Source organism: Acidobacteriota bacterium (assembly GCA_030697165.1).
In the GTDB taxonomy this organism is placed as follows: Bacteria; Acidobacteriota; Vicinamibacteria; order Vicinamibacterales; family UBA2999; genus 12-FULL-67-14b.
On the sequence record JAUYQQ010000023.1, the window covers coordinates 270,539 to 294,790 of the forward strand.

Below are 24,252 nucleotides of genomic sequence, written 5' to 3' on the forward strand. Positions count from 1 at the left end.
CTTGAATCCCGTGTGTCTTGTCCGCCTATCAATTGGCCTGCCGAATCCTACACCCGATCTCGGCAAAGGCTGACCAGTGATGGCAGCCTAATACTGGCGATGTCCCGGTCATCGCCGATACGAAGGCCATGCCGCGCATCGAGTTCGACCTCACGCGGCAGATGCGGCGGGCAGCCGTCTCGATTCCGTCGAATATCGCCGAGGGCTGGCGTCGGAAACGTCGTCGGGCGGCGTATCAGAATCACGTCTCGATCGCCTACGGCTCCCACGGCGAGCTAGAGACCCAGATGGAGGTCTGCTTTCGAAACAACTTCCTTGACCGAAAGAAGTGCTCAGCAACGGTCGACGTCTGCAGCCGACTAGGTCCGATGCTGGACCGATTGCACGATGCGCTCGACTAGGCAAGTAGCGGCCCCGTCAGGTGGTGTAACCCCGTCGGGAAGTGTCCACCCGTCGGGAGGTGACCCCCCGTCGGAGATCGGGCCCCCGTCAAGAAGTGCCGTCCCCGTCAGTGTTCGGGGGCCTGTCAGGTTTCTAAACATCCAGGCCAATCATTCGCATCAGCTCCAGGGCATTGCTCTGCGTGATCACGCCGTCGCGTAGCTTGTAGTCGAACCGCATCTGCCCGCTCTCGACGTGATCCTGCAGGTGCACGTTCTTCAGCTCGCCCGGCAGAATCGCCGCGATCTCGGTCAGCGCCAGGTCGTGGGTCGTCACCACGCCGATGGCGCCGCGGCCGACCAGCATGCGGACCAGTGCCTCGGCAGCGGTCCGCCGGTCTTTCGAGTTGGTGCCGCTCAGCAGTTCGTCGAACAGGAACAGCACCCGCCCTGGTCCATCCAGCAAGTTGCAGATCTGCCGGATCCGCAAGACTTCGGTGAAGAAACCCGAGCGGCCCTCGCGCAACGAGTCGGTGTGGCGCAGGCAGGTGCCGAGCACGAGCGGCGACAGCCGCAGGCTCGTTGCCCGCACCGGCGCGCCGGCCAGCGCCAGCACCGCGTTCAGGCCAATGGTCCGCATCAGCGTGCTCTTGCCGGCCATGTTGGAGCCGCTCACGATGAGAACCTGAGGGCTCGAGCCCAACGACACGCTGTTCCGCACTGCCACGGCCCGTGGAATCAGCGGATGGGCCAGGCCGACCGCTTCGTAAACGGCTTCGCCAGCGGGCGCCGCGGACTCGACGATTTCCGGGAACACGTCCTCTGGACGCTCGTATGAATAGCCGGCGAACGAGAGCAGCGCCTCGACCTCGCCCACCACGTCAACCCAGTCGCGAAGCCGCGCGCCGTCACGCGCCTTCCACGCTTCGGCGCTGAAGCCAACCTGAATCGTGAACAGCGCCGGAATTTCCAGCAGCCGCGCGAACGCGTTGTGACGCGAGTCAACCCAGTCGGAGACCCGCGCCAGCCGCGCAAGCCCGCGCGATGCCGCCTGCGAAGGGGATGCGCCCTTGAGGCGCGCCACGAGCGCGATTAGTTCGGGGTCCTCGAGAGTCGCGCCTTCAATCTCGGCGACGACCCGGGCCAGCAGGTCCAGCCCCGCCGACATGGCCGCCGACGACAAGCCTTCGACGACCGCCGTCGCGGGCTTCATCAACCACCACAGCATCCCGAGATTCGCGAGGGTCACGGGAATCAGCGGCCACGCCGGGCCGCCGTAGACGACGATGACCACACCCGCCGCAAACGCCAGCGACAGCCCCACCGCGACCAGCCTGACCGCGCGTGGCAGCGTCGCCGGGGTTTCGGCCCACTCGATCAGCCGTTCCGGCAACAGCCGGCGGCCGCCGGACGCGGCGTTCACCGTCGCGATGCGCTCCCGCAAGTCGATCTGCGGTCGCAGGGCCATGACGCGCGCCTGGCGCTGGCGAATCACCGTCGGCGCCGCCGGCGCCGACAGCCACGCCGCCAGGTGTTGTTCGCCAACCGGCGTGCGGGCGCTCGAGATCAACTCGAAGAGGCTGCCCTCCCCGAATACGTCCAGGTCGTCGCTGTAGGGATGATCGGCATCGCGGAACCGGGCGCTGGCCTGGCCCTTTCCGATCCAGCGGTCTTCGAGGCGCGCCAAGCCGTCGGTGTAGAACTGCACCGCCGCCTGCGCGCGCGCCATCGCGCGCATCACCACCTCGTGCCAGATCAGCAGGGCCACAAAGGCGACGGCCGCCGCGCTGAGCAGCAGCGAACTGGGACTGCCCTGCACCGTGACCGCCCAGTAGATCATCGTGCCGACAACAATGGCGACCTTGGCATTGCCCAGCCGCACGTGCGTGCGGTCGCGGGCCGCGGCCGCCAGCTGACGGGCCGCAACGCGCTCGCGATAGGCGTCGAGGGGGGACAGCATCAGCGGTTCAACTCGAGCGTCATAATGCGGCCAAGGGCGGCAGGTCGCGCGCCTGAGCAGGTCGAATGGTGATGGCCACAGCCACCAATGATGACACGGAGCGGTTTACCCCGCCGTAGCCCTGGAGGGCGAAGGCGGGCGAGAGGCGGAGGCCGTGAATGGCCTCCGCCCGTAGAAGGTGGGCTTGCCCCGCCGAAGCCGCAACGCGGCGAAGGCGGGTTATCGCGAGCGGATAACCAGCGGATCTGTCAGTGACACTTTCAACTTGCGTCCCGAAGCGAGCCGGATCTCGTCGCCGTCGGTGGCCAGCACCACGGCGGTACCACCACCGGCGCCTACGGCCGTGCCGATGGCCGCGCCCTTCTTGCCGCCGGTGATCGCGCCGATCACCGCGCCGGCCGCGGCGCCCACGCCAATCTTGATGGCATCGTCTTTCTTGTTGCTCTCAGCCACCCAGTAAAGCGGCTTGGTGGAGATGTCGTAGGTGACCGAGCGAAAGGTGATTCGGTCGAACCGGAGGCCGATTTCGGCCCGGCCCTTGACGTTGCCCGATTCCTGGGCGCCGGTCACGTGACCGGTCAGCACGCTGCCGCTCGGAATCACCGTGACCTCGTCGATCACGATCGGCGAGTCGAGGGTGCCGCGCACCGCCTCTTCGGTGCGGCTGGTGTCGGAGGCGTGCGACGATTCGAGGGTCACGTCGAGGGCCGTGCCATCGGGAACCGTGATGGTGCGCACACGAGCGACGGCCGCCGGTTCCTCGGGGGCCGCAGTCGCGCGCTTCACCTCGGTAATGCTCTTGCGCGCCACGCGCGTGGTGGTGTTGGGCCGCTCGCCGGTCAACTCGACGACCTCGGGGTTGACGGTGGCGATCTTGCCCCGGACCAGGGCGCCGTCTGCGGTCACAACGGTAACTTCGGTGCCCGCGGGGATCTCTTCGATGGCTTCTGCCCGCGAGCAGGCCAAGGTCATTCCGCTTAGCGCGACAGTAGCGGTCAACGCGACGGTTGCGAGCTGTATCTTTTTCACTTCAGTGTGCCTCGTAGCTCAACAGAAGCAAGGGGCGTACCCGGTTTCATGCCGGTTTCGAGCCGTAATGGTTGAGGCGGCAACCGATTGTGTGTAATGGACAGCCTAGAGACGGCAGGTGGACGCCACAGCCCCGCTGACGCGGCAAGAAGCGGTACGGGACCTGCAGTCACCTCCCTTGTGAAGAAGACACGTTACTCGGCGGTGCCCATACTGGCCATGGGCCTCATGTTCTTGTGCAGCCTGGGACTTGGCGCCGCGACCGGCTCGTCCACACCGGCATTCGAGCGAGTGGTAGCACGATTCAATACGAACGCGCCGCCCGCGTATCGAGCGTTCCGCCGACTCGAGGCCGGCGTCGCCGGTTCAAGCAGGCATGGCTGGCTCGAGGCGTGGACCGAGTTGCGTCCCGGTACTGGCTTGAACGTTGAAGTGGTTGCAGAAGGCGGCAACGAGTATGTCCGCAATAAGATCCTGCGCAAGATGCTCGTCAACGAGCAACAGTTGATTGCGCGCGGCTTTCCGCTGCGAGCGCCGCTCGAAGCCAGAAACTACACTTTCGAAGATGGCGGCACCACCCCCGAGGGACTTCAGCGCATCGTCCTGAAAGCGGCCCGCAAGTCCGACGGCGTGGTCAATGGCGCGCTGTTCATCTCGCCCACCACCGGCTCGGTCACGCGGCTCGAAGGACGGTTGGTGAAGAGCCCGTCGTTCTGGGTCAGGGACGTCGATGTCACGTGGCAATACGCGCTGATTGATGGGCATCTCTTGCCGGTCGAGATGACGTCCACCGGGCGGGTGAGGATGATCGGTCGATCGACATTCAAGATGGTCTACAACTACGTGTCGATCCAGGGTCGGCCGCGCGGCCGAGGCGTGATGGCCTCGCTAAGCGAGAAGCGCTAGGACTCCCCCGCTACTCAACGAGGCGTCGCAGCAGCCGCACCAGCGCCTGCTGCTCTTCCGGCGACAGCCGGGCCAGGGTGGGTGGTGCAACCGTCATCCGCTGGATCAACGCCGCGCGGAGACGCGCGCCAATCGGCGTCAGGCTGATCACCTTGACCCGCCGGTCCTCGGCGGAAGGGCTGCGCTGAATCAAGCCCCGCGACTCCAGGCGATCCACCAACCCGGTCACATTCGAGGCGTCACAGGCCAGGGCGCCGGCCAACTGCCCCATTGGCATGGGCCGGCCCGGCTCGATCAGGTTCAGCAGGTGGCACTGCGCGGGCGACAACTCCAATTCGGCGGCCATGGCCGGCAGGCTGGCGCGCTGCGTGAACGAAAACTGCACCAGGAGCTGCCACGCTTCACACGCGTGAGGGTCCTTGGGCTTGGCGCACATCCCCGCCAGTATAGTTCACTCGCTCAATAGTTGACATGCTCAAGTAATCAGCGTAACGTCGAAACATGACTTCGTACAAGCTGATTTCCCTCGACGAGACGGTGGTGTTCCCCGGCATGCCGGTCACCCTCTCGGTCGACGCCGGTGCCGATTCCCACGTCCTGCTGCTGCCCAAGCGCGGCCGCGACTACGCCAAGGTCGGCGTCGTCGCCGAAGTCACCGAGCGCGCGAAGCTCCCGGGCGGCCGCGGCTACGCCGTGTCGCTGATGGGCCTGCACCGCGCCGTGCCCGGCGCCGCCAGCACCGACCGCGATGGGCGCCTGCGCGTCGACGTGGACGAGGCCCGCGAAGTCGAGCCGCCGGCCAGCCTCACCCACGACCTCGAGCACGAGTACCGCGCCGTGGTCGAAGAGATCCTGCAACTGCGCGGCGACGATGGGCGCATCAGCGCCTTCCTGCGATCGATTACGGGGGCCAGCGCCCTGGCTGATACCGCCGGCTACTCGCCCGACCTGGGCCTCGAACAGAAAATCGACCTGCTCGAGACCCTCGACGTGGTCGAGCGGCTGACGCTCGCGGTCCGGTTGCAGAAAGAGCGCCTCACCGAACTGCAGCTGCGCAAGCGCATCCGCGAGGACGTGGATTCCGGCGCCCAGAAGCAGCAGCGCGAGTACTTCCTGAACCGGCAGATGGATGCCATCCGCAAGGAGCTCGGCCAGAACGAAGCCTCCGTGGCCGAGGAATACCGCAAGCAGATTGCCGCCGCCGGCATGCCCGAGAAGGTCCAGCAGCAGGCCGAACGTGAGCTGGCGCGGTTTGAGCGGATGGGCGACGCCAACGCCGAATCGTCCATGATCCGCACCTATCTCGACTGGCTGCTGGCCGTGCCGTGGGCCAAGCGCTCTGACGAGCGCCTCGACCCGATCTACGCCCGGCAGGTGCTCGACGCCGACCACGCCGGCCTGGACGACGTGAAGTCGCGCATCACCGAATACCTGGCGGTTCGCAAGCTGCGGGCCGAGCGCGGCCTGTCGGATGACAAGCGCTCGGGCGCCATCCTCACGCTGGTGGGCCCGCCGGGCACCGGCAAGACCTCGATTGGCGAGTCGATCGCCCGCGCCACCGGCCGCCAGTTCGTGCGGATGTCGCTTGGCGGCGTTCGAGACGAAGCGGAGATTCGCGGCCATCGCCGCACCTACATCGGCGCGCTGCCCGGCCGGCTCGTCCGGGCCTTGCGCGACGCCGGCACCATGAACCCGGTGATCATGCTGGACGAGGTGGACAAGCTCGGCGCCGACTGGCGCGGCGACCCGTCGGCCGCGCTGCTGGAAGTGCTGGACCCGGCGCAGAACCACGCCTTCGGCGATCACTATCTCGACGTCGAGATCGACCTGTCGCACGTGTTGTTCATCGCCACGGCCAACGTCGCCGACCGCATTCCCGGCCCGCTGCTGGATCGCATGGAGGTGATTCCCTTCGACGGCTACACCGTTGAGGAGAAGGTCTCGATCGCCCGCGGCTATCTGTGGCCGCGGCAGGTCGAACAGAACGGGCTGGTCGCCGACGATGTGACGACCACCGATGACGTGCTGCGCCTGGTCGTCAGCGAGTACACGCGCGAAGCCGGTGTCCGCCAGCTCGAACGCGAGATCGGGACACTGCTGCGCAAGACCGCCGCCTCGGTGGCGACGGCAACCTCCGCCGGGCCTGTGGTGATCGACGAGGCCGCGGTGCGGCGCGCGTTGGGCCGCCAGAAGGTATTCCACGAAGTGGCCGCGCGCACCGCGACCCCGGGCGTGGCCACGGGCCTGGCGGTCACCGGCGTCGGCGGCGACGTCTTGTTCGTCGAGGCCGCCTCAATGGCCGGCTCCGGCGGGCTCGTGCTCACCGGCCAGTTGGGCGACGTGATGAAGGAATCGGCGCGGATCGCGCTGACCTACGTGCGCAGCCATGCCGCGCCGCTGGACATCCCGGACGACGCCTTCTTCGGCAAGGAGTTCCACCTCCACGTGCCGGCCGGCGCCGTGCCGAAGGACGGCCCCAGTGCCGGCGTCACCATGGTCACGGCGCTGGCGTCGCTCCTGACCGGCCGGCCGGTCAAGAGCACGGTCGGCATGACCGGCGAGGTCACGCTGCAAGGCCGCGTGCTGCCGATTGGCGGCCTGAAGCAGAAGGTGCTGGCGGCGCACGCCGCGGGGCTGACCGAGGTGATCCTGCCGTCGCGCAACGCGCCCGACCTGGCTGATGTGCCGGCCGATGTCCGCGACCAGATGCGCTTCCACGCGGTGAGCACCATCGACGAGGTGTTGGCCCTGGCGCTCGAGCCGGCCGTGCTGGCGCAAGCCGCCTGACGGATCCAGACCACCGAGACGCACAGCTATGTTGCGGGCGCGTCCAGAATCTGTCGCACTCTCGACAACAGCTGCGTGCCGGTGAACGGCTTCTGCAGGAAGGCGCTGTCGACCGCCAGCCGGCCCTGCCGAGCCAGTACGGCCCCGGCATAGCCAGACATGTAGAGGGCGCGCGGCCGGCCAAACTTCGTGCACAGGCCGGCGACGAGCTCAGGTCCGGTCCCGTCCGGCATCATGACATCGGTCAGGACCAGGTGAATTGGCACGTCCGACTCGGAGGCGAGCCGGCGCGCCGGACCAGCCTCGGCAGCGGTCAACACCACATAGCCGTTGCGCTGAAGGATACTGGTCGCCAGCGTTCTCACCGACTCTTCGTCCTCCACCAGCAACACGGTCTCGCCGCCGCCGATCACCGCCTCGATCGTGGGCGGCTCCTGGTGCTCGGCCACCGTGGCCGCGTGGCTCTTTGGCAACAAGACCCGGAAGGTCGTGCCCTCGCCGGGCGTGCTGGCCACGCGAATGCCGCCGCCGATCGACTTGACGATCTCGTAGACGGTGGCCAGGCCGAGACCGGTGCCATGGTCGGCATCCTTGGTGGTGAAGAACGGCTCGAAGATGCGGCCGCAGGTTCCTGAATCCATGCCGGTCCCGGTGTCGCTGACGGCGAGGAGCACATAGTCGCCGCGAGTCAGCTTGAACCGGCGGGCGGCCCCCTCATCCAGCGCGGCGTTGCTCACCTTGATTCTCAACTCACCGCCGTTCGGCATGGCGTCGCGGGCGTTGATCGCCAGGTTGAGCACGATCTGTTCGAGCTGACCGCGATCGGCGAACACCGTGTGCAGCGGCGTCGCGAATTCGCGCTCGACCCGGATCTGTTCACTCAGAATCTTTCCAAGCATTGGCAGCAGGTCGGTCACGATGTCGGCTACGCACACCACCCGGCGCTCGATGACCTGGCGGCGGCTGAACGCCAGCAGCTGCCGTGACAGGGTCGCGGCGCGATTGGCTGCCTTCGTGATCTGGGCGGCATGTGAACGGGTCTGCACCTCGTCGATCGGGTCGCCCTCGATCAGCACGGCGTAGCCGAGAATTGCCGTCAGGATGTTATTGAAGTCGTGGGCGACGCCGCCGGCCAGCCGGCCCATGGCCTCCATTTTCTGTGCCTGCCGCAGCTGCAGTTCCAGTTCCTTGTACTCGGTGATGTCCTGTGCGACGCCCAGCAGCTGAATCGACATCGGGTCGACCTGCCGGATGCGCCCGCGCAACTGCACCCAGTGGATCGCGCCGTTCGGCCAGGGCACGCGGACGTCGACCTGGAAATCGCGAAGGTCGTCGAAGTTGCCGTGGATGATCCGCGACAGCTTGTCGCGATCGTCGGGGTGCACCAGCGCCCTGAGCCCTTCGATGGTCCCACCGCAGTCCGCCGCGGCGCAGCCCATCACCAGAGGCATGGTCTCGGACCATTCCATCTGGCCGGTGATGAGCTCGGCCTCCCAAATGCCGGTCCGCGCCACCCCCAACGCGAACCGCGTGCGGTCGTCGCTTCTGCGGAGGTCGTCCACCAGGCTGCGCACCTGGCAATCGTCGACCGACCACTCGCGTTCGATCAGGTCGGCGGCGCCCGTCATGACGGTCGTCGCCGATCGGCCCGTCCGAACGCCGACAACACGCCTGGCAACGCTGTTCATGTCCCATGGCGGTGCAAGGCGGATGCCGCGTCGGTTTGCCGCAAACGCGCCGCATTGGGCCATGCGAGCGGCGCGAACGAGGTGTGCGCGCACACCTTCGCACAGGTGCCGCGCATGCGCCACGGTCGCGTGGTGCACGCTCGTGTCAGGCCGAGGCGCCCGCGAACTCACGGAAACGCAGGGAAAAACCATCTGCCGCCGAAAACGCGCCGGTGACCGGCGAGTGGCAGCGCAGTTGCAATCTGCGTCGGCATGTCAGTCCCCCACACGAACGCTCGCCGCCCGTCAGTGCCGGTCTATCGGCCGGTAATCCTTGCCGTCATGATGAGCGCGGCCTTGGCCGGCCAGAGTCGCGCGCAGTCCAGCATCAATCTCGAACAGGCCACCCTCGAAGACCTGATGAACATGGAAGTGACCTCGGCGTCGAAGAAGGAACAAGCGCTGTTCCGCGCCGCCGCCGCGGTCTACGTCCTCACCGGCGAAGACATTCGCCGTTCGGGCGCGACGAACCTGCCCGACGCGCTGCGGCTGGTTCCCGGGCTGCAGGTGGCCACCATCGATGGCAACAAGTGGGGGGTCAGCTCGCGCGGGTTCAACGGCCTGTGGTCCAACAAGTTGCTGGTGCTGGTGGACGGCCGCAGCGTCTACACGCCGATGTCATCGGGCGCCGACTGGAACCTGCTCGACGTGATGCTCGAGGACGTGGACCGCATCGAGGTGGTGCGCGGTCCCGGCGCGTCGGTGTGGGGCGCCAATGCGGTCAATGGCGTCATCAATATCATCAGCAAGACCTCTTCGGCGACCCGGGGCGGCGTGCTGTCGGCAGCCAGCGGCTCGCTGGCACCGGGAATTGCGTCGCTGCGGTACGGCGGCCGGGCCGGCAGCCGCGGGCACTACCGCATCTTCGGCAAGCACTCCGAGCGGGGTGCGATGAAGGATGACCTCGGGAAGACTGCGGCGGACGCGTCCCAGCTGAGCTCCGGGGGCTTTCGCTTCGACTTCGAGCAGAACGATACCGACCACTGGAGCGTGCTGGGCTCGGTGGCGGCCGGCGAGAGGGGCCAGCGAATCCTCGAGCCCATCAGCAGCTACGTGCCAGCCGCCCCGCCGCTCATCGACAGCGTCGAGACGGTCACGACGAGCCACGTGCTGGCCCGGTGGACGCGGAAGGTGTCGGCCGACAGCAAGCTGTCCGCGCAGGTGTTCTGGGACCGCAGCTCCCGCCTCGAGGCCGGCAAGGGTGACCGGGCGGAGACCCTCGACTTCGAGTTCCAGCACCAGTTCAAGCCCCGCCGCCATCACGATGTCGTGTGGGGCGCCGGCCAGAGGTTCTTGTCCGATCACCTGGACCCGACGTTCGCCTTGTTCTTAACTCCGGCGAGCAGCCAGCGCCGCCTGTTCAACGTGTTCGTCCAGGACGAAATCCGGCTGCCCAACGCGGTCGTCCTGACGGTCGGCACCAAGGTCGAGCGGCAGAGCGGCGCCGGCATCGAAATTCAGCCGACCGCGCGGGTCGCGTGGCTGCCCTCGGGACGGCAAACCGTCTGGGCCGCCGTCTCGCGCGCCGCGCGCACGCCGTCGCGCCTCGAGCGCGACATCCACAACGATTTCATGGCGTTCCCCGACGCCCGCGGAACACTCAACGTTCTGGGCTTGCGAGGGAATCCCGATCTGCGGGCCGAGCACACGGTCTCGTACGAGGCGGGCTACCGCCTCAATCCACGCTCCGGCGTCTCGCTCGACGGCGCCATCTTCTACCAGCGCTACAGCGACCTCGTCACTGTGAACCTCGACGTGCGGTTCGTGACCACGCCGGCGCCGGCTCACCTGGCGATCGTCAATCAGTTCGTCAGCGGGATGAACGGCGAGAGCGTCGGCGGGGAACTACTCCTCCGCTGGCAGCCGCTCAGCATCTGGACCCTCGACGCGAGCGTCGACTACCTGCGGGCGAGTTTCACGGACATCGGCAACGCGCCCGGGACCACCGCATACGCCGATCGCGAGCCCCGCTACCAGGCACGGGTCCGCTCGCAGCTGAACCTGCCGGGGACATGGCAAGCCGATACCACCTGGACCTACGTGGCACGGCTCAAGGGCATTGAAGTGCCTGCATACGGGCGGCTCGACGTGCGTGTGGGCCGGACCGTCGCCGGCCTGACGCTCAACGTCACCGGCCAGAACCTGCTGCGGGCGCAACATCGCGAGTTTGGCGGGTTCGAGGGTGTCTTTACCAGCCAGGTGCCGCGCGGCTGGGTCGCGAGCGTCACGTGGGCCTTCTAGTCCACCGCCGGCCCGCGGCCGGTCGAGCGCCCTGCCGCGGGCCGACCTACGCGCTCGCGTGCCTGCTGCTCATCGGCCAGGCCGCGGGGTGGCCGGCCGCCGCCGCGGAGCAGGGCGCGACCGGCGCCGACGTCAAGGCCGCCTTCCTGCTGAACTTCGTGAAGTTCGTCGAGTGGCCCGCGGCGCCATCGGGCGAGTTCGTCATCGGCGTGCTCGGTGACGATGCCGTGGCCGATGCGTTGCGCGACCTCGCGAAGGGCAAGGCGGTTGGCGGGCGCCCGCTCGTGGCCCGCCGCGTGCTGCTCAAGGACCACCTGGCCGGGTTGCAGGTGCTGTTCATCGGCGCGTCAGAAAGCGCGCGCCTGGGCGACGTGCTGCAGCGCACGAGCGGCGGCCACGTGCTGACCGTGTCGGACCTCGACCGGTTCAGCCTGCAGGGCGGCGTCATCGAGTTCCGGTCGGAACGCGATCGCGTCCGCTTCGACATCGCTCTGGGCCAGGCCGAGCGGTCGGGCCTGATCATCAACTCCAAGCTCCTCGCCCTCGCGAAGACCGTTCACCATGCGACCAAGTCCCCCGGAGCATCGCGATGACTCATTACTCCATCAGGACCAAGCTGATCCTGATCAGCATGTGCACCACGGCGACGGCCCTCCTGCTGGCCAGCCTCGCGTTTGTCAGCTACGACTACCTGACCTTCCGCGAGCAGCAACTGAACGGCATGCGGACGCTGGCCAACATGCTGGGCGCTGGCACCACGGCCGCCCTGACCTTCGAAGATCGCAAGGCGGCAAGCGAGACGCTCGCGACGCTGGCGACCCACCGTGACGTCAAGCGGGCCATGCTGTTCGCGCCGGACGGCAGCACCTTCGCGGCCTACCATCGGGAACAAGGCGCCGTCGCCGACTTCGGAACGTCCGGCAACCTGCCTGCCCAGAAGACCGGCACCGAGATCACCTGGACCGGTCTGGCAGTGTTCCAGCCGGTGGTCTTCGAGCGCGACACCATCGGCGGGGTCTACCTGGAATCGGACCGCAATGAAAGCGACGCCCGCCTGCGCCGTTTCGCCGGCATCACATTGCTGTTCCTGCTGCTGTCGATGCTGGTCGCCTTCCTGGTGACGGCCTGGCTGCAGCGACTGATCTCGGGGCCGATCTTGTCGCTGGCCAAGGCTGCCGAACAGATCTCGCGGGCGAAGGACTACTCCATTCGAGTCGCCCACCATAGCCGCGACGAGGTCGGCGCACTGGTGACCGGCTTCAACCACATGCTCCAGCAAATCGAGGAGCGCGACGGGCAGTTGGAGCGTCACAAGGCCAATCTCGAGGCCGACATTGCCGATCGCACCTCCGACCTGGTGGCCCTCAACCACCAGCTGACCAGCGCCAAGGACCGCGCCGAAGAAGCCAGCCGCGCCAAGAGCGAGTTCCTGGCCAACATGAGCCACGAGATCCGGACGCCGATGAACGGCATCATCGGCATGACCGAGCTGGCCCTCGACACCGACCTCGATGGCGAGCAGCGCGAGCAGCTCGGCCTGGTCAAGAGCTCGGCCGAGTCGCTGCTGATGATCGTGAACGACATTCTTGATTACTCGAAGATCGAGGCCGGGCGCATGGAACTGGACCACACGGACTTCTCGCTGCGCGAGACCCTGGACGAGGCCGTCACCTCGCTGGCGGTGCGGGCGCACCAGAAAGGCCTCGAGCTGCTGTGCGACGTGGCCGCTGACGTGCCCGACGCGCTCACCGGCGATGCCGGCCGCCTGCGCCAGGTGCTGATCAACCTGCTCGGTAACGCGGTCAAATTCACCGAGCGTGGCGAGGTCGTGGTCGCGATCACCAACGACGGCTGGAGCGAGGGCAAGGCGCTGCTGCACCTGGCCGTCTCGGACACCGGCATCGGCATCCCCGCCGACAAGCAGGCGCTGGTCTTCGAAGCGTTCAGCCAGGCCGACGGGTCGACGACCCGCCGCTTCGGCGGCACCGGCCTGGGCCTGACGATCTGCGCCAAGCTCGTCGCCCTGATGGGCGGACGCATCTGGGTCGACAGCGCCCCCGGCCAGGGATCGACGTTCCACTTCACGGTCGAGGTCGCGCTCCAGCGCATCCAGGCCGCGCGCCCGGCCGCGTCGGAACTGGTGGGCCTGGCGGTGCTGGTGGTCGACGACAACGCCACCAATCGCCACATCTTCGAGCGCACGCTGCTCAAGTGGGGCATGGTGCCGACCCTGGTCGATGGCGGTGAGACGGCGGTAGCCGCGGTCCGCGCCGCGCACGACCGCAGCCAGCCATTCGACATCGTGCTGCTCGACGTCCAGATGCCCGGCGTCGATGGATTCGCCACGGCCGAACGGCTGCGGGCCGGCGCCGGCGCGATTGCCCCGACGATCATGATGCTGACGTCGGCCGATTCCATGGGGGACGCGGCCCGGTGCCGCGCCATCGGCGTCGACTGTTACCTGGTCAAACCGGTGCGGCAGGCGGCACTGCGCGACGCGATGCTCCGCTCGATCAACACGGCGCCGGCCCACGCCGGAGCGGCGCCCGCCGATCAGACGTGGGCCCGCAATCGCACCCCGCGCCGAATCCTGCTGGCGGAGGACAATCTCGTCAACCAGCGGGTCGCGATCGGCATCCTGCAGAAAGCCGGCCACACCGTGGTGCTGGCCAACAACGGCCGCGAAGCCCTCGACGCGCTGGCGGCGGCCACCTGCGACGTGGTTCTCATGGACATGCAGATGCCCGAGATGGGCGGCGTCGAGGCCATGGGCCTGATTCGTGAGCGCGAGCGAACGACCGGAGCGCACCTGCCGATCATCGCCCTGACGGCGCACGCCATGAAAGGCGACCGCGAGAAGTGCCTGGCGGCCGGCGCTGACGCCTACCAGGCCAAGCCGCTGTCGGCGAGAGACCTGCTTGATGAGATCGACACCATCACCGCGACCCGGGTCGCACCGACGATCCCCGCCAACGCGGCGGTGACCAGCCCGAACGACCGGTCTGCGATCCTGCGCAGCCTGATCGCCTGTGTCGGCGATGACGGCGATCTGCAGAGAGCGGTGGTCACCCTCTTCCGTGAGGAAGCCCCCAAGCAACTGGAGGCCCTTCGTGTCGCGCTGGCCGAAGCGGAGACCAATGCCGTGCAGATGGCCGCTCACGCGCTGCGTGGCGCGGCGGCCAATTTCGGGACGAGCGACCTGGTCGACTCGCTTCTGGAGATCGAGCTCGCCGGCAGGGCCGGCGACCTTCCCGCGGCCCGCGCCACCTTCGCGCGGACCGAGGCTGAAGCCGCCAGGCTGCTGGCGCTACTGCCAGGCAGCCAGGATCTCGCATGCGCATCCTAGTGGCCGACGACGACCCGGTGACAACCCATCGCCGGCGAACACTGGCGGAGGCATGGGGGTACACGGTGATGACCGCACCCGACGGGCTCACGGCGCTCGCCCGCGAGCGCGATGGCGGCTCCTAAAACCGGAACAGCCGCGTCATCTTGACCACGAACGCCCGGTTCCTGAGGGCCAGCGTCGCACGGGGATCGAGCGGGTTGGTGTTGTGCTCATCGGTCCAGACCAGGAAGAATTCGCTGCCCGGCTTGTACTCCCACCGAAAGCGCACGTTACTGCTGAAGGTGCGGTCGGTCGAGCTGTACTGCAGCAACGCGCTGGCGAACATCCGCGGCGAGAAGCCGTAGTCGGTGCGGGCACTGACCAACTTCGTCGTAAACGCCGCCGTCGGCAACTCCACGCGGCTGATTGAGGCGCGCGGTTCCACCGACAGTTGCTTCAGGATCGAGACGCGCCCCTGCGAGAACGACACGGTGCGAATGGTGCCATTGTAGTACTCACCGAACTGGAATGAGGCGTTGCCGGAGAAGCGGCGCTGCTGCCCCATGTTGTACGAGAGGCGGGCGTCGGCGTAGTGATAGCCGCCCACGGGAATCACGACGCCAGGCGACGGGCTGAATGGGGTCACCAGCAGATCGTAGTTGGCGTTAGCTTCCATCGACAGTTGATCGCTGTTGTCGAACTCGGCGCTGAACTGTCCGGTCTGCTGCCGCGACTCCACCTGGCCCGCGCCATTCTCGAAGTACTCGATGCTCCCCTCATAGGTGAACTTGCGCACCGCCCGAAGGTTCCTGGGCCGAGGGCTGAAGCGGCCCGACGCGAATGAACGCGTGAAGTTGGTCCGGCGGAGGAAGCCGACCTCGGGATTGAAGTCCCGCCCCACCTTCAGGATGCTCGCGCTGGCGCCATAGCGATCGGGCGTCCAGTCGAACTTGCCCTGGTAGCTCTCGTTGTCGCCGGTCAACCCGGTAGTCCGGGTCTGGGCGTAGTATGTCGTCAGGCTGACGTTCTGGTAGAAGCCGAGCGCCGCATCCACACCGAACGCCTGGTTGCTGCCGCCCGTCGTCACCGCCGACTGGTTGCGGTTGGTGAAGATGGCGCCAATGGTGCTGCGGCGCAGGATGTCGCGCTTGGCGCGCAGCACGGTGAAGTTGGTCGCCGGCGTGCTGGACACGTCCTCGTCGCCGGCCTGGATGTTCATCACGCCGACGCCAAACGCACCGATCTTGCCCGTGAGGCGGCCGCCGACGTCAATCGGGACGACCCGGCCGCGATTGAGGCCGATGCGCCGGCTGTAGAACACGTATGGCTGGTCGCTGCCGCCGCCGCCGAAACCGCCGCCCGACGAACCGCCACGCCCAAAGTCGAACAGTCCGCGCCCTTCGAGAAAGAAGTCGCGCTTCTCGGGCAGGAACAGGTTGAAGCGCGTCAGGTTGACTTGCTGTTCGTCGATCTCGACCTGGGCGAAATCCGTGTTGACCGTGAGATCGGCCGTGAGGTTGGCGGTGATGCCGTACTTGAGGTCACCTCCAATCTCGCCGTCGCGATCGCCGGAGACCGGCGGAGTCTGAATCCGATCCGTCAGGCTGCGGCCAAGCGCATAGGGCTTGATCTCGACATTGCGGCCGGCCGGCGGCAAGTCCAGGCCGACGACGGTGCCGTACACCGAGACCCGATTGAGTGCCTGGGGCCCAGCCATGTTCCGCGGCACCGGCGTCCAGTAGGCCCACTCGTTCTTATGACGGATCGCGCGACGGAACTGGATGCCCCACGTCTGATTGCTGCCAGAGGCATAGCGCAACGACTTGAACGGGAAGGCCATCTCGATGGTCCAGCCGCCGTCGAAGCGGCCGGTCTTCGCCAGCCACACCGGGTTCCAGTCGGTATTGGGCGACCCTTCATCCACCACCGAGTAATCAGCGAAGCCGCCGATCGGGTTGGCGTAGAACATGTAGCCGCTGCGGCGATCGTAGAAGGTATCGAAGCCGACCCCGAAATGATCGTTGTTGCGCATCTGGTTGGTGTCGCGCCGCAGCTCGTTGGCAATCCACCGCTCGGGCGGGGCCTGGTCCCAGACCCTCGCCGACACGTAGATGTGGTCCTCGTCGAACGAGACCCAAATCTCGGTCTTCTCGGTCGATGGTTCGCGGTAACGAGGCGCGGCCTGCACCATGCCATCGAAGCCGGGATAGGTCGTGTAGATCGACTCATCGAGCTGGCCATCGAGCTTGAACGGCTCGACCAGTTTGATCGCACGAATCGTCGACTTGCCGGTGGCCTCGTCGCGGGCCATGCCGTTGGGCGATTCAGGCGCGGCCGGTCCGTCCACCACCTGGGTGGCCGGGGCCGGCGGCTGCTGAGCAAGAGCGAGTGGGGTCGAAAGGAAAAAGACTGCGGACGCTAACAGGAGACGCACTTATGGTTGTTCTTTGCTCCGAGCTTTTCCAGAAGGGCGATGGTCTCGGGATAGGGTTGCACGCGCTGTACTGCGCCATTGGCCATGTCGACGGTCGTTCTCCCCTCGCGGTCGACAGCCATGACGTTGGCGCCTTTCGACACCAGATAGAGAATCATCTCGTTGTCGCCCCGGGCGGCCGCGTGATGCAGCGCGGTGTTGCCGTCGTGGTCGGCGGCATTGACGTCGGCGCCCAGTTCCTCGACGAGGTACTTGACGGCCGCCATCATGCCGGTGGGCGCGAAGCGATGGGAGTTGGCAGCGAAGCCCTCGCCGTAGCCGACGCCGGCCGTGGCATGGAGCGCCGTGACCGACGGCCCGCCGATCGCGACCGGCGGCAGTCCCGACAGGTCTTTCACTTCGCGCTCGGCCGCGTCGCCGAAACGGGGGCGGCCGGCCGGCTTGATGGTGGGCACGTTGGGGTCGGCACCGGCCGCCACCAGCATGCGCATGGCGGCGACGTCGCTGGCATAGGCGGCGCGCCAGAACACGCTGGCGCCAATCTCATCAACGCCAGAAAGATCGAAGCTGTAACCCGAGTACCACACCTTCATCTTCAGGCGCGCGTTGACGTCGGCGCCCCGGTCGATCAGGTTCTTCATCAAGTCGAGGTAGCCGAGCTTCTGCTGCATGTGCGCGCGCGGCTGCGGATAGAGCGCCTTGGGCGCCCACTCGACGTTCAGGGCCGCGTAGAGCGGGGTGACACCGTTGACGCTCGCCAGGTTCGGGTTGGCGCCGCGGTCGAGCAGGTCCTGGGCCAGGTCGAAGTGACCGTTGATCACCGCCATCAGCAACGGGGTGGTCTGGTCACCGGCCGACGGCAGGTTGACATCGGCGCCGGCGGCCAGCAGGGCCGAGGTTGACTCGGCGTAGCCCTGGCGCACCGCGAACAGCAGCGGCGTGAGGCCGCCGTGCGCGTTGATCAGTTCGTTCAGCTGGTAGTTGCGATCGACACCCGGCATCGGCGGGCGCGCGCCCGCCGCCGGCGCCCCAGGCCGCGGCGGCGCGCCCGGCGCCTGCGGATTGCCGCCAAAACCCAGGCCTTCGCGACTCAGGTTGGCAAGGTCCGACACCTTGCTGGTGGCCTTGAGGTCGCCGCCCTTCGCGGCCAGCACCGTGATGACGTCGGCCCGGTTGGCCGCCGCGGCGTACATCAGCGGCGTCTGCAACCGTACGCCGTCCTTCGCGTTGACGTCGGCGCCGGCGTCCAGCAGCACTTTCACGGCGTCTACCTTGCCCGACGCGGCGGCCACCATCAGCGGCGAGGTGCCGTTCGGCGTGCCGGCCTTGAGGTCGCTGCCGGCGGTGAGCAGTGCCTGGATCACCGGCCCGTGGCCCTGCTGGCTGGCCAGGAACAGCGGTGTGTAGGCGCCCAGGCGCGTGGTGGCGCGGACATTCGCGCCGGCAAAGACCAGCATCTGCGCCAGCTCGAGGTCGCCGCTCATGGCCGCCCAGTGCAAGGCCGTCATGCCGTCGCCCTGCGCCGCGTTGACGTCGGCGGCGGACTTCAGCAACGCCTTGACCGCGGCCTTGTCGCCGTTCATGGCGGCGTCGGCGACGGGCGCCGTGGCGGCCGCCGACAACATGGCCGACAGGCCGATGGCCATCACACCGGCGACGAATGAGCCGCGAATCACTTTACGCATATATGTCCCTGTCACTTACTTTGACCACGAAGGACACGAAGACTAACGAAGGGCACGAAAAACACTTTGCTCAACTCTTTGAGAAAGAGGCTTCGTGTCCTTCGCGTTTCCCTTCGTGAACTTCGTGGTTGCCTTCCTATTCAGCGGCCGCGGTGGTCGCTGGAACGGTGTTCAGGTCATAAGCCGCGGTGCTGTCGCCGAACGACTTGAAGTCGTCCATGCCCAGCAGGTGCGCCACCGACAACATCACGTTGGCCATCGGCGTGCCGTCGGCCGCCTTCAGGTGCAGGCCGCCCTTGAGCGCGCCGCCGGCGTGGCCGGCCAGGAACAGCGGGCAGCGCTTATGGTTGTGCACGTTCGAGTTGCCCATCGGCGAGCCGTAGACGATCAGCGTGTTGTCCAGCAGGTTGCTGTCGCCGTCCGGCGTGTCCTTCAGCTTCTTGAGGAAATACGGAATCATGCTGATGTGGTACTTGTTGATCTTGGCGAAGTCGGTGATGCGCTCGTCGCGGTCCTGGTGGTGCGAGGCCGAGTGGAACGCCGCCTTGTAGCCGCTGTCGGGATAGACGCGGTTGGAGGCGTCGCGGCCCATCTTGAACGCGAACACGCGGGTCGTGTCCGACGCAAACGCCAGCGCCTGCAGGTCGAACATCAACTTGACGTGCTGCTCGAACGAGTCGGGGACCCCCACCGGTGCGCCCGGCAGCTCGCGCTGCTCGCCCTTGCTGTTGGACGCCTCGACCTGCTGGATGCGGCGCTCGATCTCGCGCACGTCTTCCAGGTAGTCGGCCAGCCGCGCCTGGTCGGCCGCGCCCAGGTTCTTGTTCAGGCGCGCCACCGCGCCACCCAGCCAGTCGAGAATGCTCTGGTCCTCGCTGCGCCGTTCCTTCCGCTCGGCCGGCGTCGCGCCGACGCCGAACAACAGGTCGAACACGGTGCGCGGATCGCGCACCATCGGCAGCGGCTGGTCGGGCGCCGCCCAGCTAATCGAATCGGTGTAGGTGCACGAGTAGCCGTAGGAGCATCCGCCGGCCTGGTCGACGTTCTCAATGCACAACTGCATCGACGGAATGGCCGTGGTCTGCCCGAAGCGCTGCGCGTAGTACTGATCGAGCGAGGTGCCGACGAACACGTCGGACCCCTGCGTCTGCTTGGGGTGCATCTGCGTCAGGAACACCGCGCTCGAGCGGAAGTGGTCGCCGCCGATCTCCGGGGCCGTGAACGCCTCGGCATTGCGCACGTCGGTGTTGCTGACGATGGTGAGGTCGTTGCGGAACGGCTCGAGCGGCGCCAGCGAACTGGGCGACAGGTCGAAGTCGCGGCCGACCGCGGCCGGCGCCCACAGGTTCTGCTTGATGCCAAACGCCGTGCTGCCGGCAGAGCCGTGCACCATTTCAATCGCCGCCAGGCGGACCTTGCCACGCGCCTGCGCAGAGGTGGCGCGAGCCGGCACCATGGCCTCGAGGAACGGCAGCGCCATGGTGACGCCAACGCCCTTGAGCGCGGTGCGGCGGGAAATGTGCTTCTGCGTGATGTACATCGTCTCTGCTCCTGCTGCCCTATCCGGCTAAAGCCGGATGCTACATCTGCCTAACGCGCGACGTCGGTCGCGCGGCGTTGCTTGCCCGTATCGGTCATGCCCATCCTGAACGCCGGGCTGTTGACCACACCCATCACAAACGCCGACAGCTTGTTGTCGCTCTTGCCGGCGTTACGCACGATTGTGCGAATGGCCGGCATGTCGGTGTACTCAACCCGCCGCCCGATCGCATAGGTCATCAGGCTCTCGGTGAATCCCGTCAGGAACACGTCCGAGTGCGTCATCAGCGCCTCGCGCAGGCCGGCCGGGCCGTCAATTTTGGTGCCGTCGTAGAGGTCGCCCACCACGTCGACCGGCACTTCGTTGTCCTTGATCCGCCAGGCGCCGGTGACGTCAAAGTTCTCGAGCGCGAGGCCGAGCGGATCGATCACCCTGTGGCACGAGGTGCACGCCGGGTTCTTGCGGTGCTCTTCCATGCGCTCGCGCGTCGACAGCATCTTGCCGCCTTCGTTGGCCTTCACCGAGTCATCGAGCGACGGCACGTTGGGCGGCGGCGCCGGCGGCGGCGAGGCCAGCAGCACTTCCATCACCCACTTGCCACGGTTCACGGGTGAAGTGCGGTCGGCGACCGAGGTCAGCGTCAGGATGCTGCCCTGCCCGAGCAGGCCGCGGCGGTTCGGCGGCAGGGCCACGCGCTGAAACGCGCTGCCGGTCACGTTCGCAATGCCGTAGTGCTTGGCCAGCCGTTCGTTGACGAAGCTGTAGTCGGCGGTCAGCAGGTCGGTGACCTTGCGGTCCTCGCGCACGATGCTGTCAAAGAACAGCTCGGTTTCCCGCTTCATCGCCCGGGCGAGCGTGTCGTCGTACTGCGGATACAGCAGGTAGTCGGGGAAAATCTTGTCGAGGTCCTGCAGGCGCAGCCACTGCGACCCGAACCGCGTCGACAGCGCCTCGGCGCGCTTGTCGGCGAGCATGCGGCGCACCTGCTTCTGCAGGCCGAGCGGCGTGCGCAACGACCCGAGCGACGCCGCCTTGACCAGTTCCGCGTCGGGCACCGTGCCCCAGAGGAAGAACGACAGGCGCGAGGCCAGGTCTTCGTCACTGATGCGATACGTGACCACCCCGGTGGCGGTGCGAATCCCGGCCGGCTGTGCCTCGAGACGGAACAGGAAGCGCGGGCTCATCAGGATCGACTGCACCGCCATGCGGATACCAGGCTCGAAGCCGCCCTTGGTCCGGCCCTGCTCGTAGAACTTCATGGCGTCCTGCAGGTCGGCCGCCGTCGGCGCGCCGCGAAACGCCTGGGTCGCAAGTTGGTTGACGATCTCGGCCGCGCACGACTCCTCTTCGGCGGCGCTGGTCGGCCGGCACGAGAAGATCTTCAGGCGGCTCGGCGTGTCGGACACGCCGGTGACGTCAAGCGGGCCCTGCACCACGAAATCGCGCAGGTGCGGCAGCATGGTGATGCCAAAGGTGATGCTGACATCGGCCAGCGTGTTCTCGAGCGGCATCAGCAGGTCGTCGACCGGGCCGTCCAGGTGCTGAATGAAGGCGGCGGTCACGCGCTGCGGGCCGGCCTTGATGTGCACCGGCGGCGTCTGCAACTCGAGGCTGTTCTTCGGGTCGGTCTCGCTCATCCGCGTGTTCAGGTCGAACAGCGCGACCCGCTCACCGTTCACCGACACTTCAACCTGTTCCTTGAGGCCGTAGGCGGTCATGGTGTTGCGGCCCGCCAGTCCGCCGAGCGGTTCGTAGTGCAGCGAGGTCTTGAACACGTAGTGGCCGTCGGCGGGGAACGTGTGCACCACCGAGGTGCCGCCGCGCGTGCCCATCGGCGCGCCGTCCACGCGGCGCATCTGCGAGGCGGCGCGGGCGATCTTGTAGGTGGTCGAGCTCGCCGAGGCCTGGCGATCGCCCACCGCCAGCCGGCTGATCTGACTCGCCGCGCGCAGGTAGCCGTCCATCAAGGTCGGCGAAAACGTCTGGGCGTCAGCCACGTTGTCGAACCCGTGGCTGATGGTGTCGGGCGGCAGGTAGGTCGTCACGTCGACGTCCACGTTCAGCAGGTCCTTGACCGCATTCGCGTACTCGGCGCGGTTCAGCCGCTGAAACGGGCGCGAGCCGGGATTCGGGTTGAGCGCCGCCACCCGGTCCATGCGGCTCTCGAACGCCGACGCCAGCCCGGTCAGCACCGCCGGCTCGGGGCGGCGCGCCCCCGACGGCGGCATCATGCCGGCGCGCAGCTTGCGGATCAGCTTCTCGGTGGTCTCGCCGTGCTCTTCGAGCTTGGCGGCATCAAACGACGCCAACGACAGGCCACCGGCCTTGCCGCGCTCGCTGTGGCACCCGGCGCAGTACTGCTTGACGAGCGCCGTCTGCTCCGCCGGCAGCATGGTGGTGGTGGCCGGAGCATGCGAGACCGCCGGCTTGACCGGCGCCTTCTCGGCGGGCTTCACCGCTTGCTTGCCCACCGTAGCGCGCGCGTTCTGTTCTCGCGCGTAGGTGGGCGCCGAGACCGCCACACCAACCAGGGCCGTGATGAACACGGCGCTAACAAAAGTCTTCGTCAGCATGTGATGCACTTGTGGTTGTTCTTGGCGCCGAGCGACTCGAGCAGCTTGATGGTGTCGGGATAGGGCTGCGTGCGCTGCACGGGGCCGTTGGCGATATCGACCGTGGTGTTGCCCTCGCGGTTCACGCGCATGACATCGGCGCCTTTCGAGACCAGGAACAGAATCGATTCGTTGTCGCCGCGCGATGCCGCCAGGTGCACGGGCGTGTTGCCCTCGTGGTCGGTGGCGTTGACGTCGGCGCCCAGCTCTTCGACCAGGTACTTGATGGCCGGCAGGAACCCGGTTGGCGCATAGCGGTGCGAGTTGGCGGCGAAGCCTTCGCCGTAGCCGACGCCCGACGCGGCGTGCAGCGGGAACACCGCGGGACCGCCATACGGAACCGGCGGCACGCCGGACAGGTCCTGGATCTGGCGAATGCCCTCGCCGGTGAACGGCCGGCCGGCCGGCTTCATGGTCGGGATGTTCGGATCGGCGCCGTGCGCCACCAGCAGCTTCATGGCGGCAACGTCGTTGGCATACGAGGCACGCCAGAACGGGGTGGCGCCGCTCTCGTCCACGCCGGCGAAATCGGAATTAAAGGCCTGGTACCAGACCTTGCGCTGCAGACGCACGTTCGGGTCGGCACCCTTGTCGAGCAGCATCTTCATCAAGTCGAGATACGTCGTCTGCTGCTGCTGATACGCCTTCGGGCTCGGATAGAGCGACTTGGGCGCCCACTGGATGTTCAGCACCGCGTAAAGCGGCGTCGCGCCGTTGAAGGCCGCCACGTTCGGGTGGGCGCCCTTCTCGATCAGGTAGGTCGCCAGGTCGAAGTGGCCGTTGATGATCGCCATCAGCAGCGGGCTGGTCTGGTCACCGGCGTTCAGTTGGTTCAGGTCGGCGCCGCCCTCGACGAGCGCCTTGACCGTGTCGGTGAAACCCTGGCGGGCCGCAAACAGCAACGCGGTGAGGCCGCCCTGGCTGCTGATCAATTCGTTATAGCGGTAGCTGCGGGTCGCGCCGGCGATGTCAACCGGACGGTTGGCGGCCGCCGCCGGGCGGCCGCGGCTCATGGCCTCTTCTTCAGGGGCGGTCAGCGCGAACAGGTCCACCACCTTGGTCGTGGCCTTGTGATCGGCGCCGCGCGCGAGCAGCAGCTTCACGGCATCGGTGCGATTGAACGCCGCCGCAAACATCAGCGGCGTCTCGCCCTTGGCGCCGTCCCTGGCATTGATGTCAGCGCCGTTCTCGACGAGCGACGTGATGGTGCGGGTATCGCCGGCGGCTGCGGCAATCATCAGCGGCGTGGTGCCATTGGTGGTGGTCGCCTTGGCATCGGCGCCGGCCGCGAGCAACGCCGCGACCACTCCCGAATGGCCGCCCTTGGCAGCCAGGTACAACGGGGTGTACGCGCCCAGCCGGGTCGTGGCGCGCACGTTGGCGCCGGCGTAGATCAGCATCTGCGCCAGCTCGGCATCGCCCGTCATCGCCGCCCAGTGCAGGGCGGTGGTGCCGTCACCCTGGGCTTCGTTGACGTCCAGGCCCTTCTTGAGCAGCGCCCGCACGCCGTCGCGATCGCCCTTGCTGGCCGCGTCGGCGACCGGCGCGGGTGCCTGCCCACTGATCGCCACCGTCAGGCACACCGCCAATCCGAGGGCTCCGAATGCTTGCTGTCGCATCATC

The 24,252-nt window shown here is 67.2% G+C and carries 16 protein-coding genes; 7 read left to right on the forward strand and 9 right to left on the reverse strand.

Annotated features, from left to right (window positions below):
• The first annotated feature begins 128 nt into the window (after nt 1-128).
• Nucleotides 129-401, forward strand: coding sequence for a four helix bundle protein (locus Q8T13_23370; protein MDP3720713.1), 273 nt, complete (start codon nt 129-131; stop codon nt 399-401).
• Between the two features lie 133 nt (nt 402-534).
• Here the strand turns inward: Q8T13_23370 and Q8T13_23375 are convergent, their stop codons facing one another.
• Both Q8T13_23375 and Q8T13_23380 read right to left on the reverse strand, forming a co-directional pair.
• Entirely contained in the window at nt 535-2,340 is a 1,806-nt protein-coding gene (locus Q8T13_23375; GenBank protein MDP3720714.1) for a mismatch repair protein, read from the reverse strand.
• A 219-nt stretch (nt 2,341-2,559) separates the two neighbouring features.
• Nucleotides 2,560-3,369, reverse strand: coding sequence for a hypothetical protein (locus Q8T13_23380; protein MDP3720715.1), 810 nt, complete (start codon nt 3,367-3,369; stop codon nt 2,560-2,562).
• A 180-nt stretch (nt 3,370-3,549) separates the two neighbouring features.
• Here Q8T13_23380 and Q8T13_23385 point away from each other — a divergent pair, with 180 nt between their 5' ends.
• Nucleotides 3,550-4,275, forward strand: a complete 726-nt coding sequence (locus Q8T13_23385; GenBank protein MDP3720716.1) for a hypothetical protein — start codon at nt 3,550-3,552, stop codon at nt 4,273-4,275.
• A 10-nt stretch (nt 4,276-4,285) separates the two neighbouring features.
• Here the strand turns inward: Q8T13_23385 and Q8T13_23390 are convergent, their stop codons facing one another.
• Nucleotides 4,286-4,711 (reverse strand): MarR family transcriptional regulator, encoded by a 426-nt coding sequence (locus tag Q8T13_23390; GenBank protein MDP3720717.1) that lies wholly within the window; start codon nt 4,709-4,711, stop codon nt 4,286-4,288.
• 65 nt (nt 4,712-4,776) lie between these two features.
• Here Q8T13_23390 and lon point away from each other — a divergent pair, with 65 nt between their 5' ends.
• On the forward strand, nt 4,777-7,062 hold the full coding sequence (gene lon / locus Q8T13_23395) for an endopeptidase La (protein MDP3720718.1): 2,286 nt from the start codon (nt 4,777-4,779) through the stop codon (nt 7,060-7,062).
• Nucleotides 7,063-7,088: 26 nt separating this feature from the next.
• Here lon and Q8T13_23400 read toward each other — a convergent pair whose 3' ends face one another.
• Nucleotides 7,089-8,750 (reverse strand): ATP-binding protein, encoded by a 1,662-nt coding sequence (locus Q8T13_23400; protein ID MDP3720719.1) that lies wholly within the window; start codon nt 8,748-8,750, stop codon nt 7,089-7,091.
• Nucleotides 8,751-9,002: 252 nt separating this feature from the next.
• On the opposite strand from Q8T13_23400, the gene Q8T13_23405 reads away from it, so the two are divergent.
• Genes Q8T13_23405 through Q8T13_23420 form a run of 4 tightly spaced genes read left to right on the forward strand, consistent with a single transcriptional unit; the run spans nt 9,003 to nt 14,501 of the window.
• Complete coding sequence (locus Q8T13_23405) at nt 9,003-11,030, forward strand: TonB-dependent receptor (GenBank protein ID MDP3720720.1); 2,028 nt, start codon at nt 9,003-9,005, stop codon at nt 11,028-11,030.
• Nucleotides 11,018-11,623, forward strand: a complete 606-nt coding sequence (locus tag Q8T13_23410) for a YfiR family protein (GenBank protein MDP3720721.1) — start codon at nt 11,018-11,020, stop codon at nt 11,621-11,623. Before Q8T13_23405 ends, Q8T13_23410 begins: the two co-directional genes overlap by 13 nt.
• Nucleotides 11,620-14,376, forward strand: coding sequence for a response regulator (locus Q8T13_23415; protein ID MDP3720722.1), 2,757 nt, complete (start codon nt 11,620-11,622; stop codon nt 14,374-14,376). Before Q8T13_23410 ends, Q8T13_23415 begins: the two co-directional genes overlap by 4 nt.
• Nucleotides 14,364-14,501, forward strand: coding sequence for a response regulator (locus Q8T13_23420; GenBank protein MDP3720723.1), 138 nt, complete (start codon nt 14,364-14,366; stop codon nt 14,499-14,501). Before Q8T13_23415 ends, Q8T13_23420 begins: the two co-directional genes overlap by 13 nt.
• On the opposite strand, the gene Q8T13_23425 is transcribed toward Q8T13_23420, so the two are convergent.
• The 5 genes from Q8T13_23425 to Q8T13_23445 all read right to left on the reverse strand — a co-directional run bounded on the left by Q8T13_23425 (nt 14,498) and on the right by Q8T13_23445 (nt 24,251).
• On the reverse strand, nt 14,498-16,792 hold the full coding sequence (locus tag Q8T13_23425) for a DUF5916 domain-containing protein (protein MDP3720724.1): 2,295 nt from the start codon (nt 16,790-16,792) through the stop codon (nt 14,498-14,500). The two genes, Q8T13_23420 and Q8T13_23425, sit on opposite strands and share 4 nt — an antisense overlap.
• Entirely contained in the window at nt 16,777-18,477 is a 1,701-nt protein-coding gene (locus Q8T13_23430; protein MDP3720725.1) for an ankyrin repeat domain-containing protein, read from the reverse strand. The genes Q8T13_23425 and Q8T13_23430 overlap by 16 nt, the downstream gene beginning before the upstream one ends.
• Before the next feature lie 136 nt (nt 18,478-18,613).
• Nucleotides 18,614-20,017, reverse strand: coding sequence for a DUF1552 domain-containing protein (locus tag Q8T13_23435; protein MDP3720726.1), 1,404 nt, complete (start codon nt 20,015-20,017; stop codon nt 18,614-18,616).
• Nucleotides 20,018-20,067: 50 nt separating this feature from the next.
• The gene (locus tag Q8T13_23440) at nt 20,068-22,590 is read right to left on the reverse strand and encodes a DUF1592 domain-containing protein (protein MDP3720727.1); all 2,523 of its coding nucleotides are present in this window, start codon (nt 22,588-22,590) and stop codon (nt 20,068-20,070) included.
• Nucleotides 22,584-24,251, reverse strand: a complete 1,668-nt coding sequence (locus Q8T13_23445) for an ankyrin repeat domain-containing protein (protein MDP3720728.1) — start codon at nt 24,249-24,251, stop codon at nt 22,584-22,586. The genes Q8T13_23440 and Q8T13_23445 overlap by 7 nt, the downstream gene beginning before the upstream one ends.
• Between the last annotated feature and the right edge of the window lies 1 nt (nt 24,252).